This is a genomic window from Marinomonas pontica, assembly GCF_026191375.1.
Lineage (GTDB): Bacteria > Pseudomonadota > Gammaproteobacteria > Pseudomonadales > Marinomonadaceae > Marinomonas > Marinomonas pontica.
On record NZ_JAODTL010000046.1, the window covers coordinates 25723 to 40642 of the forward strand.

The 14920-nt window shown below is 44.8% G+C and carries 17 protein-coding genes and 1 pseudogene; 3 read left to right on the forward strand and 15 right to left on the reverse strand.

The window, feature by feature from the left end:
- Nucleotides 1-20 precede the first annotated feature (20 nt).
- The 9 genes from N5P32_RS12495 to ffh form a co-directional block, all read right to left on the reverse strand.
- Nucleotides 21-740 (reverse strand): 16S rRNA (uracil(1498)-N(3))-methyltransferase, encoded by a 720-nt coding sequence (locus tag N5P32_RS12495; RefSeq protein WP_265729377.1) that lies wholly within the window; start codon nt 738-740, stop codon nt 21-23.
- Nucleotides 741-822: 82 nt separating this feature from the next.
- Nucleotides 823-2208, reverse strand: coding sequence for a threonine synthase (thrC, locus tag N5P32_RS12500; protein ID WP_265729378.1), 1386 nt, complete (start codon nt 2206-2208; stop codon nt 823-825).
- A gap of 12 nt (nt 2209-2220) precedes the next feature.
- Nucleotides 2221-3522, reverse strand: coding sequence for a homoserine dehydrogenase (locus N5P32_RS12505; protein ID WP_265729379.1), 1302 nt, complete (start codon nt 3520-3522; stop codon nt 2221-2223).
- A 162-nt stretch (nt 3523-3684) separates the two neighbouring features.
- The gene (locus N5P32_RS12510; protein WP_265729380.1) at nt 3685-4404 is read right to left on the reverse strand and encodes a thioredoxin fold domain-containing protein; all 720 of its coding nucleotides are present in this window, start codon (nt 4402-4404) and stop codon (nt 3685-3687) included.
- Between the two features lie 103 nt (nt 4405-4507).
- Complete coding sequence (rplS, locus tag N5P32_RS12515) at nt 4508-4870, reverse strand: 50S ribosomal protein L19 (protein WP_255827995.1); 363 nt, start codon at nt 4868-4870, stop codon at nt 4508-4510.
- Nucleotides 4871-4939: 69 nt separating this feature from the next.
- Nucleotides 4940-5692: a tRNA (guanosine(37)-N1)-methyltransferase TrmD gene (gene trmD / locus N5P32_RS12520; RefSeq protein ID WP_265729381.1), complete on the reverse strand. Its 753-nt coding sequence runs from the start codon at nt 5690-5692 to the stop codon at nt 4940-4942.
- A 22-nt stretch (nt 5693-5714) separates the two neighbouring features.
- On the reverse strand, nt 5715-6260 hold the full coding sequence (gene rimM / locus N5P32_RS12525; RefSeq protein WP_265729382.1) for a ribosome maturation factor RimM: 546 nt from the start codon (nt 6258-6260) through the stop codon (nt 5715-5717).
- 15 nt (nt 6261-6275) lie between these two features.
- Nucleotides 6276-6524 (reverse strand): 30S ribosomal protein S16, encoded by a 249-nt coding sequence (rpsP, locus tag N5P32_RS12530; protein ID WP_265729383.1) that lies wholly within the window; start codon nt 6522-6524, stop codon nt 6276-6278.
- A gap of 181 nt (nt 6525-6705) precedes the next feature.
- A complete protein-coding gene (gene ffh / locus N5P32_RS12535; RefSeq protein WP_265729384.1) occupies nt 6706-8082 on the reverse strand; it encodes a signal recognition particle protein in 1377 nt (458 codons plus the stop codon).
- 129 nt (nt 8083-8211) lie between these two features.
- On the opposite strand from ffh, the gene N5P32_RS12540 reads away from it, so the two are divergent.
- The 3 genes from N5P32_RS12540 to N5P32_RS12550 all read left to right on the forward strand — a co-directional run bounded on the left by N5P32_RS12540 (nt 8212) and on the right by N5P32_RS12550 (nt 10874).
- Nucleotides 8212-8979 carry a cytochrome C assembly family protein gene (locus tag N5P32_RS12540; protein WP_265729385.1) on the forward strand — a complete coding sequence of 256 codons (768 nt, stop codon included), beginning with the start codon at nt 8212-8214 and terminating at the stop codon, nt 8977-8979.
- An 83-nt stretch (nt 8980-9062) separates the two neighbouring features.
- Nucleotides 9063-10319 carry an HlyC/CorC family transporter gene (locus tag N5P32_RS12545; protein WP_265729386.1) on the forward strand — a complete coding sequence of 419 codons (1257 nt, stop codon included), beginning with the start codon at nt 9063-9065 and terminating at the stop codon, nt 10317-10319.
- Between the two features lie 9 nt (nt 10320-10328).
- Nucleotides 10329-10874, forward strand: a complete 546-nt coding sequence (locus N5P32_RS12550; protein WP_265729387.1) for an NUDIX hydrolase — start codon at nt 10329-10331, stop codon at nt 10872-10874.
- A 6-nt stretch (nt 10875-10880) separates the two neighbouring features.
- Here N5P32_RS12550 and N5P32_RS12555 read toward each other — a convergent pair whose 3' ends face one another.
- From N5P32_RS12555 to N5P32_RS12580, 6 genes and pseudogenes are all read right to left on the reverse strand, one after another.
- Nucleotides 10881-11744 (reverse strand): DUF72 domain-containing protein, encoded by an 864-nt coding sequence (locus N5P32_RS12555; protein ID WP_265729388.1) that lies wholly within the window; start codon nt 11742-11744, stop codon nt 10881-10883.
- A pseudogene (gene greB / locus N5P32_RS12560) lies at nt 11741-12251 on the reverse strand (transcription elongation factor GreB). The gene N5P32_RS12555 and the pseudogene greB overlap by 4 nt, the downstream one beginning before the upstream one ends.
- Before the next feature lie 114 nt (nt 12252-12365).
- The gene (locus N5P32_RS12565; RefSeq protein ID WP_265729389.1) at nt 12366-13196 is read right to left on the reverse strand and encodes a mechanosensitive ion channel family protein; all 831 of its coding nucleotides are present in this window, start codon (nt 13194-13196) and stop codon (nt 12366-12368) included.
- A gap of 37 nt (nt 13197-13233) precedes the next feature.
- Nucleotides 13234-13605, reverse strand: a complete 372-nt coding sequence (locus N5P32_RS12570) for a hypothetical protein (protein ID WP_265729390.1) — start codon at nt 13603-13605, stop codon at nt 13234-13236.
- Nucleotides 13605-14063: a DUF2489 domain-containing protein gene (locus N5P32_RS12575; RefSeq protein ID WP_265729391.1), complete on the reverse strand. Its 459-nt coding sequence runs from the start codon at nt 14061-14063 to the stop codon at nt 13605-13607. The genes N5P32_RS12570 and N5P32_RS12575 overlap by 1 nt, the downstream gene beginning before the upstream one ends.
- Nucleotides 14064-14090: 27 nt before the next feature.
- Complete coding sequence (locus N5P32_RS12580; RefSeq protein WP_265729392.1) at nt 14091-14903, reverse strand: inositol monophosphatase family protein; 813 nt, start codon at nt 14901-14903, stop codon at nt 14091-14093.
- Nucleotides 14904-14920 lie beyond the last annotated feature (17 nt).

Sequence of the window (14920 nt, forward strand, 5' to 3'; positions counted from 1 at the left end):
TTACAAGGATTGATAATAATCTACGCCGGATATAAACGAGATAACAATACTGGCACAACAGTTTCCACTTTTAATATTCGATCCCCCAAATGCACCGATTCCATTCCCGCTTCATGCCATTTACTTACTTCAAAATCGTTCCAGCCACCCTCTGGACCAAGCGCAAGAACACAAGGCTGCTGAATATCGATAGGGCAAGGTTTAGCCAAATAAGGGTGAGCCAGAATACCTCGTTTATTTTTTAATAAATCAGGCAATTGATCTTCAACAAAAGGGCGAAAACGAGGAATCAAAGACCAATTCGGCATTATCGTATCTTTTGCCTGCTCTAACCCTTCTAGCAAGCATTGCTGAATCGACTCTGTTTGCAGTACAGGACTTTGCCAATAGCTTTTTTCCACTTTGGCAGAATGAATAAGATATACGTCTTTTACCCCCATCGAGGTAATGTTGTGTAAGGTTCGCTTGAGCATATTTGGTCTTGGCAACGCCATAACCAACACCATAGGCAGAGGCTCTGGCGGCAGTGTAGGAAGATTTAACGAATGAATATAGCCGGCTCGATCTTCGCTTGGTGGTTCATAAATTCCCTCGCCTATTTTTCCATTCAAAACCCCCACCCGCAGAACATCTCCAGACTGCGCTTTAATCACTTTGGAAATATGGGTTTGTTGGCGAGAACTAAGAGCAAACAAACCATCAGCAAGCGTATTTTCAGGGTCAAGTAAAATAATATTCATAGGAAAGACACAAAAGAATGAAAGAAAAAGAAACGGCCAATCGTTGATTGGCCGTTACAGAAGTCTACTACGTTAGTCGAGACTAGATTTTATCCGCAACAAATGCCTGAACATCGCTCAAGCTGTTGTCTAACACTGTATAAGACTCTTCACGTTCGAATAGATCTTTCATGTGCTCAGGCAGTACTGGCGTTTCACAACCCGCCTTTTCAACCGCTTCCGGAAATTTTACCGGATGCGCTGTTGCCAAGGTAATCATAGGAACAGACGAATCTTTCCAGCAATGACGCGCTGCTTCTAGACCAATCGCCGTGTGTGGATCGAGCAAATATTGCGTTTTAGCAAACACATCAGCAATCACTTCACAGGTTTTATTATCATCGACCTTATAACTGTCAAAGTTTTCTTTTACATAAGACCACGCCTCATCGTTCAACGAGACATCACCTTTATTAAAGCGCGCCATCAAATCATCAATAGCTACACCATCTCGGCCATGAGCATCAAACAACAAACGCTCGAAATTGCTTGAAACCATGATGTCCATACTTGGAGATAAGGTAACATTCAAAGACTGACGACTCATGTCGTTTTCTGCAATCACACGATGCAAAATATCGTTCTGGTTAGTCGCAACTACCAACTGATCAATGGGCAAGCCCATCTTCTTCGCCAAGTAACCAGCAAAGATATCGCCAAAGTTACCCGTTGGAACCGAGAATGACACCTTACGATGTGGCGCACCAACAGACAAAGCAGAAGAAAAGTAGTAAACGATCTGAGCCATGATACGCGCCCAGTTAATCGAGTTAACCGCACCTAACTTGGCACCTTTCAAGAAAGACTGATCTGCAAAGCTGGATTTGACCATACCTTGGCAATCATCAAAGTTACCTTTTACCGCGATGTTAAACACGTTGTCATCAATCACCGTGGTCATTTGACGACGTTGCACTTCAGATACGCGTTGGTATGGATGCAAAATGAAAATATTCAAATGCTCTGAATGACGGCAACCTTCTATCGCAGCAGAACCGGTATCACCAGATGTGGCACCAAGGATAACTAGCTTTTCTTTACGCTCAGACAGAACATAATCCATCAAACGACCAAGCAACTGTAAGGCAAAATCTTTAAACGCCAAAGTTGGGCCGCGGAATAATTCCAATATCCATTCGTTGTTACCAAGCTGAACCATGGGCGCAATAGAGGTATGGTTAAAGCTCGCGTATGCGTCATTAATCATCTCTTTAAAGGCATCTGCAGGAATATCGCCCTCAACAAAAGGCCACATTACTTTAAAAGCCAATTCTTGGTAACTAAGATTCGCCCATGAAGCGATCTCTTCCTTTGAATAGTGAGGCAAGGTTTCTGGCACATATAAACCGCCGTCATTAGCCAAACCCGCTAATAAAACATCACCAAAAGAAAGCGCAGGGGCTTTTCCACGAGTCGAAATGTATTTCATCTTTATTCTCTCTTAAGCCAAGTTTTCAACACGGATACGTTGCACCGTTCCCGCAACATCCGGCAAGGCTTCAATTGCCGCAATTGCAGCATTCATATTGCGTTCTTTAACATCATGAGTCATCACCACTAATGGCACTAATTCACTGCCTTCGCGCTCACGCTGGATAAGAGACTCGATACTGATGTCATTCGTAGACAAGATTTGTGTAATATTTGCCAGTACACCAGCACGATCTTTGATGGTCATGTTCAAAAAGAATCCGCACTCTATTTCTTCTACTGGCAGAATTTGCATGCTAGACAATGAGTCGGACTGGAAAGCCAAGTGAGGTACTCGATTTGTTGGATCAGCGGTCAAAGTACGCGCCACATCGATCACATCCGCAATAACAGATGACCCCGTTGGCAACGCTCCAGCACCAGCGCCATAAGTCAATGTAGGCCCAACCACATCGCCTTGCACCATGATGGCGTTCATTACACCATTTACGTTAGCCAACAACTGCTTATGAGAGATCAAGGTTGGATGAACGCGTAACTCAATCCCCGCTTTAGAACGACGAGCAATACCTAAATGTTTGATCGCATAACCTAGGTCATCTGCAAACGCCACGTCTTCAGCAGTAATTCGGCTAATGCCTTCTGTGTAGGTTTTTTCAAACTGCAAAGGAATACCAAACGCAATAGACGCAAGAATGGTTAATTTGTGTGCGGCATCGATGCCTTCGATATCAAAGGTTGGATCCACTTCGGCGTACCCTAATTCTTGAGCTTCTGCTAACACATCCTCAAAACCACGACCCTTTTGGCTCATTTCAGTCAAAATGAAATTGCCCGTACCATTAATGATACCCGCCAACCATTCAATGCGATTGGCAGACAAACCTTCGCGGATTTGTTTGATAATAGGAATGCCGCCAGCAACGGCCGCTTCAAAAGCAACAATAACGCCTTTTTCTTGGGCTTTAGCGAAAATTTCGTTGCCATGCTCTGCAATCAGCGCTTTGTTTGCGGTCACAACATGCTTGCCATTTTCTATGGCGGTAAGAACCAGTTCTTTGGCGATAGTCGTTCCACCAATCAACTCAAGAACGATATCAATCTCTGGATTATTAACGACATCAAAAATGTCACGGGTAACATTTATACCGGAGGTGTCACATGCATCGTTATCACGACGGGCACCTACTTGCTCAATAACAATACTGCGACCCACACGTCGTGTAATCTCTTCTGCATTATTACGAAGAATGTTAAAACTACCGGACCCCACTGTCCCCAGCCCACAAATTCCGACTTTTACCGGTTTCAAAACAATACCCCACAGAGATAATTTAATTTTTATAGGACACTTAACGCTTTATAACACACAGGCTAAGTGACAATCTGACGTATTATAACGCCAGTATTATTCAAACCCAACGTAGAAAAGGCTGAAGAAGGCTCATGTTTAGTGGAATATTTCGCGATAAGTCTATAACCCGAGGTGTTTTACCAACTCATTAGCAGGCAAATACCCAGGCAGAAACTCACCATTATCCAGAACGATGCTTGGCGTACCGCGAACACCCACTTCATTGCCTAGTTTATACTGATCTGCAACGGGGTTAACACATTTGTTTTCAGGAATTTCTGAGCCCAATTTTGCCTGCGTCAGCCATTCTTTAGGGTCTGCAGAACACCAGATACTCACCATTTTCGTGTACGCTTCTGAGCCAATACCAGCACGTGGATAGGCCAAGTAACGAACCGTCACACCGGCCTCGTTCAGCTTAGGAACTTCTTTATGCAGCATCCGACAATAACCGCAATCGACATCAGTAAATACCGTAATATGAGCCCTTTCCTCTTTGGCTTTATACACAATCATTTGTGATTCGGGGAGCGTTTCTATTTTAACAAGCTTTGCTTTTTCGGTTTCGTTTTCAAGCGAGGTATTGTCCATACGATACAAATCACCCGCCACGAAATAGCGGCCGTCTTGAGTCACATGAAGCGTAGGGCCATTTTTAAGCGCAACCACATACAAACCCGCGCCCTCATGCCGTTCTGCGCTTTCAACTTCATATTGAGGCAACGCAGCTTGTACCGCCGATAACACAGCGGCTTTGTCCGCTAAAACCAGACCAGAAAAAGAAAACAGAAAAGCGCCGAGCAAAGCAGAGCGAGACATGGATAGAAAAATGCGTTTCATGATAACCCCAAAGACATCGTAAATTGTCTCTATTAGGCCATATTGAGAGGGGTTAGTTCCATAAAAAAAGGCGACTCGCGTCGCCTTTTTTAATAAGAAAAAATTAACGTTTAGCCAATTTTTCTTTGATACGTGCAGATTTACCAGAACGCTCGCGTAGGTAGTAGATCTTAGCTTGACGCACGTCACCGCGGCGTTTAACTTCGATGCTTTCAACCAAAGGGCTGTACGTTTGGAAAGCACGCTCAACACCGATACCGCTAGAAATTTTACGAACGGTAAATGCTGAGTTAAGACCACGGTTACGCTTAGAGATTACAATACCTTCATAGGCCTGTAGACGCTCGCGTGAACCTTCTTTAACTTTAACTTGAACAACAATAGTGTCACCAGGGCCGAAGGCTGGGACTTCTTTTGTCATCTGTTCAGCTTCTAACTGCTGAATCAGTTTAGTTTTATTACTCATGGATGTGACTCCTAATGATATGGTTTCTTATCAGCATGAAGGTTCTTCTTTCTGATAAGCTCGCAATTCCTACTCTGCCGAGGTTGAATCTTCAGTTTCGCGAATAAACTCTTCTAACAGCAACTGCTGTTCCTTGTCCAACTCAAGGTTCTGCAGAAGGTCTGGCCGGCGCTGAAAAGTTCTTCCGAGCTTTTGCTTTAAACGCCAGCGTCTAATCTCCTCGTGGTTGCCACTAAGCAGCACCGATGGCACAGGTTCACCATTTAGTACTTCTGGGCGAGTATAATGCGGGCAGTCCAACAAACCATCAGAGAATGAATCCTCATCCGCAGACGCTTGTTTTCCCAATACTCCTGGAACCATGCGAAACACAGCATCCATAAGTACCATTGCCGGCAACTCACCACCACTTAGGACAAAATCGCCAATTGACCACTCTTCATCAATCTCAGATTGAATCAAACGCTCATCAACGCCTTCATAACGACCTGCTACCAGAATAAATTCTGCTTGTTTAGCAAGCTGTTGCACGCCTTCTTGCGTTAGCGTACGCCCTTGAGGGGATAGATAAATAACTTTTGCATTGGGCACCAATAACTTGGCACTCGCAATAGCATCTTTGAGAGGCTGCACTTTCATCAGCATCCCTGGACCACCACCATAAGGTCGATCATCTACCGTCTTATGCTTGTCATGTGTAAAGTCGCGGGGATTAAAAAAATCCACCTCAACCAACCCAGACTTAATGGCTCTGCCTGTTACTCCATATTGGGTAATGGCCTGAAACATCTCCGGAAAGAGCGATATAACGCTAACCTTCACGTTGTGACCTCAGCTTATCTGTTTAAAATTCTGGATCCCAATCCACTACCATTTCCTGCTGTTCTAAATCGATGTTTAAAACATAAGTTCCTGGAGCATAAGGAATCAATCGCTCTTCACGATCAAAGCTACCTTCACACGCGCGGACAACAATCACATCATTCGCACCGGTTTCCATAAGTTGAGAAACCTTCCCCAAGAGGACACCCTCTTTGGTAATAACCCTCAGTCCTTCCAGTTGGCTCCAGTAATAATCACCTTCTTCCAAATCTGGTAGTTCTGCTGCATCAATATACACGTCCATACCGCAGATCTCTTTTACTTGATCTCTGTCGCTATAACCTTTAACCGATGCCACCAAACCACGTCCTTGCAGACGCCCTTGGCTTAATTCTACGGTTTTCCACCCGCTAGGAGTTTTCAACCACCAATGCTTGTAATCAAAGATCCCTTGCATTGGGTCGGTGTGCGAATATAACTTCACCCACCCTTTAACACCATATACCGATGTAATGCGTCCAACCACAAGGGCTTGCTCAGGAGCGGCCGCTTGTTTTAATTCAGACATAGCATTACCTCAGTATTAAGCGTTTTTGCTAGCATCTTTTACAAGCTGCGCAGCACGGTCAGAAAGTTGAGCGCCTTGGCTAACCCAATGGTTTACGCGGTCTAAATCGACACGTAGACGTTCTTCTTGACCACGAGCAACAGGGTTAAAGAAACCCAAACGCTCGATATAACGACCATCACGTGCACAGCGGCTATCAGCCACGTTCAAATGATAGAATGGGCGCTTTTTAGAGCCACCACGAGAAAGACGAATAGTTACCATATGATTGGTTCCTTATTGCTTAACGAAACACCCCTTGCCGAGTCGAATTTTTGACTCATACTACAAGAAGGCGGCATATTCTAGTCGATAAACTAGAAAAACGAAAGGGCGATTTACTCGCCCTTTCACTTAAATTGGAAGTTTTTTTAAGCCTCCCAATAAAAACAAGCAGATAGCTTCTCTATTTAGGGAAACCACCGCCACCAGGAAAGCCACCAGGCATCATTCCGCCCAGTCCACGCATCATTTTCTGCATGCCTCCCTTAGTGCTAAATTTCTTCATCATTTTTTGCATTTGCTTGTGCTGTTTTAGCAAACGATTCAAATCCTGAATTTGCAACCCTGCGCCAGCCGAAATACGTTTCTTACGTGAACCATTAATAACATCTGGGTTACGGCGCTCAGCTTGTGTCATTGAATTAATCAAGGCTTCCATTTGAACAAACATTTTATCGTTCACTTTATCTTGGATATTACCTAACTGCCCCATACCCGGGAGCTTATCCAACATAGAAGTCATGCCGCCCATGTTTTTCATCTGCTGAAGCTGTTCTTTAAAGTCTTCTAAATCGAAGCCTTTGCCCTTTTTCAGCTTACCTGCAAGTTTTTCGGCTTTTTCTTTGTCGATCTTTTGTTCGGCTTCCTCAATAAGAGAAAGCATGTCTCCCATACCCAAAATACGAGACGCCAAACGATCTGGGTGGAAAGGCTCTAGTGCGTCTGTTTTTTCGCCCACACCTAAGAATTTAATCGGCTTACCGGTAATATGACGCACAGAAAGTGCCGCACCACCACGAGCATCACCATCGGTCTTGGTTAAGACAACACCCGTTAATGGCAACACATCACCGAATGCTTTCGCTGTATTCGCCGCATCTTGACCTGTCATGGCATCCACCACAAACAAGGTTTCAATCGGATTAACAGCAGCATGCAGCGCTTTAATCTCTGCCATCATGTCTTCGTCAATCGACAAGCGACCCGCCGTATCGACAATCAACACATCTTTATGGGCTTTTTTTGCATAATCGATGGCGTTATTAACAATATCAATCGGCTTCTGTGACAAATCGCTAGCGATGAAATCGACACCCACCTCACCCGCTAGGGTTTCAAGCTGCTTAATCGCAGCAGGACGATAAATATCAGCACTGACGACAGAGACCGACTTTTTCTCACGCTCTTTTAGGTATTTCGCCAACTTAGCGGCCGATGTTGTTTTACCTGCACCTTGCAAACCCGCCAATAAAATAACAGCTGGTCGAGCGGCACGAAGATTCAAACCATCGTTTGCCTGCCCCATGACATTTTCAAGTTCCTGCTTAACAATTTTCAGGAAAACTTGACCTGGACTCAGGCTTTTGGAAACTTCCGTCCCTATTGCTCGCTCTTTTACCGCCGCAATAAAATCTTTAACAACTGGCAAAGCCACATCGGCTTCAAGAAGCGCCATACGTACTTCGCGCAACACTTCCTGTATGTTGTCTTCAGTTAATTTAGCTCGACCTCGAATTCGATCAAGCGAGGAAGTTAAACGATTCGATAAATTGTCGAACATATTGCCCTCAAATTTTGACTCTAAATGGAAAAAACCTACAGTTTCAGTTTATCCAAGGTGAAATTATCTCTATTATAACGGATAAATGATTTTCACCCTATACCTTTACCCTGCGGAACCTTTAGTTTCATGACTCAATTATCGCTTTGGCTTGCTTGTATCGTTTGCTTGATTGCAGGCACAGCGTATTATCTGCGTCCCAAAAGCCCCCTAACACAATACATTGGGGCGATGGCAATCGCAGTACACACCTTTTCCCTAACGCAATTATTACTGAATCGCGACGGATTCAACTTTCTTACCATTGGTTTGCTCATTGCTCTGATCGGCAACAGCTTGCTGTGGCTAAGTAACAGAGATAAAGACCTGTCCTTACTTCTAGGCACCGCTTTCCCCCTTGGCTCTATCATCATCGCGTTAAATGCCATAGAACCATGGAACCTCACGCAATTACACAGCAACTCTTGGGGAACCAGTGCACACATTTTAATCGCATCCGTTGCGTACAGCCTATTTACTGCGGCGTGCGGTGTCGGCATATTGCTCGCCATTCAAGAGTATCAACTTAAAAATCACAAACTTAAGCAGTTACTAAGGGTGCCACCATTACAAGTATTGGAACAACTCATGTTCGAATTCATATGGGCGGCCTTTATTCTGCTAACCATCACGATCGCGACAGGCTTTTATTTCATTGAAGATATGTTCGCCCAACATTTGGTCCACAAAACCTTCTTCACCATTGCATCCTGGTTTGTTTTTGCCGGGTTGCTTTTGGGTAGATACATTGCCGGATGGCGCGGACAGCTGGCCGTCAAACTGACCTTAAGCGGTTTCTTCTTACTCATGCTGGGCTACTTTGGCAGCCAAATAGCCTTACAAATTTTACATCATTAACAGAACATGACGTAAAGTATGTTTGACAGTAAGATCTTAAGAACCAATAATCCAATTATCTACATTATTGAGGCGATCCCTTTTTGAACGAAGTACCCTTAGGTGTTCTTGGTGGAATACTTTTTTGTCTAATTTTACTTTCTGCTTTCTTTTCGAGTTCCGAAACAGGGATGTTGTCGATAAACAAATATCGTCTTAAACACCTTGTGAAAAACAAAAACAGATCCGCAATCAAAGTAAACTCTCTGTTAGAACGCCCAGATAGATTGATCGGCGTAATCTTAATCGGTAACAACTTTGTAAATATCCTCGCTTCCGCGATCGCAACCATCATTGCCGTTCGTCTATGGGGCGACGCGGGTGTGGCCATTGCAACAGCGGCACTCACCATGATAGTGCTGATTTTTGCAGAGGTAACACCCAAAACATTGGCCGCCATTCACCCAGAAAAAATCGCCTTCCCAGCGTCTTGGGTTCTCGCCATTCTACTAAAAGTGCTTTACCCACTTGTTTGGGTGGTGAATGGGCTATCGAACGGGTTATTGCGCCTAATCGGTGTACACGCTTCGCAAAAGAACCACGACACACTTGACTCTGAAGAGCTAAGAACCGTGGTAAACGAAGCGAGTGGCTTGATCCCGCCAGCTCACCAAGAAATGCTTATTTCAATTTTAGATTTGGAAAAAGTCTCGGTTGAAGACATTATGATTCCTCGCAACGAAGTGATCGGTATTGATATCGAAGACTCCATTGAAGAAATCATCGAACAAATTTGCCAAAGCAGACACACGCGTATGCCTGTATACAATGGTGAAATTAACAAAGTTATTGGCATTCTTCACGCACGCCATGCAGCCGTGTTTCTTCGCGACCCAACACCATCCAAAGCGGCACTGTTAAAAGCAACCGTTGAACCCTACTTCATTCCAGAAAGCACATCCCTAAACACCGTGCTGCTGAACTTCCAAAAAGACCACCAACAAATGGGCATCGTGGTGGATGAATACGGTGATGTTCAAGGTATTGCGGCTCTAGAAGACGTACTTGAAGAAATCGTGGGTGAGTTCACTCCACCAACCCAAGACGAAGAAGAAGAAATTCAAACTCTTGATGACGGTTCTTTTAGAATTGAAGGCTCAACACACATTCGAGAAATCAATAAAACGCTTGATTGGCATTTGCCGACAGACGGTCCGAAAACACTCAATGGACTGATTATTGAAACACTGGAATTCATACCAGAACACCCCATCAGTTTATGGGTAGGACACTACTTAATCGAAATCCAAGAGATTGAAGACAAAGTCGTTAAATACGCCAAACTTCAGCTAAAAAGGTAAGGAAAAAGCATGAGATATTGCCCGCAATGCGGTCACGCCGTCAACATGACCATCCCTGCTGGGGACAATAGAGAACGTGCGGTCTGCCCAAGTTGCGAGTTTATCGATTACGACAATCCACGACTGATCACTGGCACAATTCCGCTTTATAAGGGAAAAGTCTTACTTTGCAGAAGAAACATCGAGCCACGCTTAGGTTTCTGGACGTTGCCCGCCGGTTTCATGGAAAATCAAGAAACCACCAGTGAAGGAGCGCTCAGGGAAACATTAGAAGAAAGCGGCTCTGTGGCCATCTGCAAACAAGCTTTCAGTATGATCAGCATCCCTAGGATCAATCAAATCCATCTGTTTTATATTGCAGAACTAGAAAAAGATGATTTCCATGCAACCGAAGAAAGCTCCGAAGTCGCACTCTTCGATCTAAACGACATTCCGTGGGAAGAGATTGCCTTTAGCAGCGTAAGCAAAACGCTCGAGTTATTTATAAAAGACCATCAAAACAATCACTACGGGTTTCACGAAGCGACCATCCACTTCAACTGCGGTTTAGAATAACCGTAATCACCAAAGACTGCCCTGTTCTTGGCTCACAGGCAATATAAGCTGAGATCGATAATGCGGGCACAAAGCTTGTACTTTTTGGTCAAGCTGACTGGCCAGTGTTGGGGCTGCGATATTGTCCGACGAATGCACAAAAACAAATGGCGTTCGCCCTTCTTCAAGCCATTGCACGAGCTTCTTTGCCCACTGATCTAGCCATACGTCGTTACGCGGTAAATCCGGATGACCAATGAAACGCACGACGGGATAGCCTGCAGTCGCTACAGGATGACAAGGCACCCTCGGCTTTTTCTTCTGCGCATCAACCAGACTGTCACAATACGCTTCGGTAGAAAAAACAGGCCGAGAATCCATCACCACACGGTTCACATTACGATCGGACAAGCCAGCTAAAAAACGCTGTTCTATTTGGTTTTTATCAAAATAAGCTAGATTACGCACCTCAACAGATAAGGGCGTAGCCAGTGTCCACATATCACACAAAGCAAAAATCATTTCCAAAGTACGCTCATCGCACATTGACGGGAACTGCAACATGGCAGGACCAAGCTTGCTTTGCAGTGGCTGCAAAGAGCGCATAAAAGCGGACCAATCACCTTGAATCTCATGCCAAGGACGCTCTAACAATCGATGAGTAACCGTTTGTGGTGCTTTAAAACAAAACCTGAAATCCTCAGCAACAGATTCATACCAACGTGATAACTGAGCATCGTCTACCTTGGTATAAAAAGTACTACCAACCTCCACGGTAGAAAACACTTGCGAATAACGACCAATACGCTCTGCCGCAGGAAGAGACGCTGGGTAAAGCCAATTTACCCAAGCCGGATGCTGCCATTGCGCCATACCATAATGAATCATCATACCGTGATTGTTCGGTACTCAATCGCGTCGACGACATAGCTTTTTTCGCCAGCAGCAAGGCGAATCATCACCTCATCCCCTTCTTGTTTTTTCAACAACGCTCGCGCCACAGGAGAATCGATGCTGATATATCGAGCATCGTGATCTAGCTCGTCTGGCCCGACAATTCGATACTCTTTTAGCGTGCCATCCTCATCTTCTAACGTCACCCAAGCCCCGAAAAACACTTTCGTCTGATCCGCTGGATGACGATCCACCACAGTACAAACATCCAAACGCTTTTCAAGATAACGTACGCGACGGTCTATCTCTCGCAACTGTTTTTTGCCATATATGTATTCTGCATTCTCCGAGCGGTCGCCTTGCGCGGCCGCCTCTCAGAACAGTCTCGGTGACAGCGGGACGCTTTTCTTTCCACAAAAATTTCAATTCAGCAAGCAGTGCTTGCGCACCTTCCTGTGTGATGTACGCAGATTTTGGTTCCGATGGAGCACGGTATCGACTCATTAACAGCCGCCTTCTTAAACAATCAATAAACCAGCCAGTAAAAACAAAAATGCCGCCAGCAATTACTGGCGGCATTACACTTATTGAGCAGTAAGACGCTAATTTTTAAAAAAATTACGACTCTTGCTTATGCAAATGAACATCCATTTGTGGGTATGGGATACCAACACCACGCTCATCAAAGGTATATTTAATCTTCTCCAGTAAATCTGCTCTTACCGCCCAGTAATCGCCAGACGCCACCCAAGGGCGCAAGAAGAAGTTTACAGAACTGTCAGCCAACTCGGACACAGCGATCAAACACTTAGGGTCTTTTAAAATGCGCTCATCGGCATTTACAATCTCTTCCATAATTTGCTTCGCCAATCGAATATCAGCGTCATAACTAATACCAATCACCAAATCCAAACGACGCGTTGCTTCACGAGAAAAGTTAACAATAGAACCATTCATTACCGATGAGTTCGGCACAATAATCACACGATTATCAGGCGTTTTAAGGTAAGTATGAAACAATTCAATACGGTTAACCGTTCCCATTTGACCGCCAGCGTCAATGAAGTCACCAGAACGGAATGGGCGCAACAGAATAATCAATACACCTGAGGCAAAATTAGACAAAGAGCCTTGTAATGCCAAACCGACAGCCAAACCTGCCGCACCCAAAATAGCAATAAACGACGTTGTTTCAACGCCAATTTGACCTAGCGCCATCAACGCAATGCCTGCGAACATCAAAGCATACAAGATACTTGACGCAAAGCCCGCGACCGCTTGGTCAACAGAAGCCTTCAGCAAACGCTTTTCACACCAATGAGCGACTTTGGAAGCAATAAATTTACCCACAAAGAAAACAACCAGGCCAACCGCTAAATTAATAGCACTGTCAGCCAACCAAGGCATCCATTCTGAGCCTTGATCAAATAACGTTTCTAACTCGTTCATAATTCTTACGTCCTATACCATTCCATTTTAAAATACATCAGATCAAATAATGTGATTTATGCTGCCATTCATCGAGCAACTTTTCCAGCTGAAAAACACCCTTTTTATTAAAAAGCATGCAAGACCGACCATTCACCAAATGCGTCCCTTTCACACCGTATTCATCAATCAATAAACACTGCTCCCTCAATGCATCAAGAGCATCATCATCTCTGATCGTCATTCCTATAAAAGCGTGCCACTCAGGTTCAGGCAACACGCCTTGGACCGACTTCACCAACAAGGTCACACATTGCTCTTGCGTCAGCCGATAATAGGGTACTTTCGATTGATGACGAATAAAAAACAGCACAAGAAAAATCAGCAATAAAAACAAAAAAACGGTGGATGCCAGCAACTGCGCCATCATTATGCAAAATCGTAAGCCATTAACGCCAACTTAGCACGCTGTAACTGCTCAGCGTATTCCGCTTCATAACCATCCATTTCAAGCCGAAATTTCACCTTCGCTAACTTTGGCAAGTCGCCCCACTGCTCATGGGTTGGAATATGCTGAGTTTTCTCCGTAATTTCATAAAAAGCAGAAATATCATCATGATTGGATAAATCCTCACTGAGCTGATCCAATAAATGCTTTATCCTGATGCTTGCCTCAATCCAATTAAGCTCTTCCGTGCCAACCACCTTCAACAACACATGAATACTATCGATTCGCTTCTGACGCTCTTCTTGAAAGCGATCTTCCCCCGCGCGGATTTTCTCTTCACGCACTTGATTCAGTTTAAGTTGATGACGAATAAACCAAAGCGAGACAACAATCACCCCAACAGACACTAACAATACAATCGTGAACGCAGTTAAAGACATAATAAACCCAATAAATAAAAGTAAAAATTACGCTGGCGCATTCATTAGCGCCATCACATCGTCAAACAAATCCGGTGTCGACACCAACAGCCCATCGCCGTTCACCACCTCTGGCCAGAGGGTTCCACGCGGCAAGTAATGCCCAACTCTTGCACCCGCTTCTTCCGCGATCAAAGTACCTGCAGCCATGTCCCACGGCTTAACGCTCTCAAAATAAGCGTCCAAACGCCCCGCCGCAACCCAACACAAATCCAACGCAGCAGACCCATTACGGCGAATATCTTGGCAATGATGCAAAATACGTGAGACCCGCTCAATAATTGGCACTAACGCCGTTTTTTGATAGGGAAAGCCCGTTGCCACCACCGCATTTCTTAATGTGTTCTCCCCAGACACGGACAAAGGCTGGTCATTGCAATATGCCCCTGCACCACTCAGCGCCCAGAAACATTCATTTAAAAATGGCGCGTGCACCACGCCCAATACGCGACGCTGAGCAACGTACACCCCGATAGACACAGCAACATGATGGTGCCCATGGGCAAAATTCACCGTCCCATCGATCGGGTCAATCACCCACACAGGAACATCATCAGCAATAGAACTGAGCGACATAGTAGGGGACGATTCTTCCGACAAAATACGATGCGAAGGATAGTGTGCTTCGATGCGAGAACAAATAAACTGATCAACCGCAATATCCGTGGAGGTGACCAACTCATGATCCATCTTGTAATCCCGCACAAACGCTGACGCATCTCGCGCTTCCACCATCATTTCACCGGCTGATACGGCAAGCTGCTTTGCAAACGCCAGCCATTCTTCCTCAATATTCGCCACTCGACATCCTTAACATT